This window comes from Bacillus sp. SIMBA_005, assembly GCF_046535585.1.
GTDB lineage: Bacteria > Bacillota > Bacilli > Bacillales > Bacillaceae > Bacillus > Bacillus pumilus.
Genome location: NZ_JAWRWI010000650.1, coordinates 1 through 260, shown reverse-complemented (window position 1 = coordinate 260; position 260 = coordinate 1). Strand labels below are relative to the sequence as shown.

The following is a 260-nucleotide window of genomic DNA, read 5'->3' as shown; positions in this document are numbered from 1 at the left end:
CATCGCGCTGGGCATGACGTTCGTCATGATCACGGCCGGGATCGACCTCTCGGTCGGATCTGTCGTCGGGGTGGCCGGAATCGTCTTCGCCATGCTCGCACCTGCGAGCGGTAGTGCCTTCTGGATCCCGCTCCTCGCCGGCGTAGCGGTCGGTCTGCTCGTCGGCTTCATTAGTGCGGCGCTCGTGGTGTGGGGCAAGATCCTGTCCTTCCTAGCCACCCTCGCCACGATGGCGATCGCCCGCACGGCTGCGCTTGTCA

General features: G+C 65.8%; 1 protein-coding gene. It reads left to right on the top strand.

Annotation, left to right across the window (positions count from 1 at the left end; genetic code table 11):
• The coding region (locus SB660_RS21685; RefSeq protein ID WP_410584485.1) for an ABC transporter permease subunit at window positions 1-260 on the top strand (260 nt) is incomplete at both ends.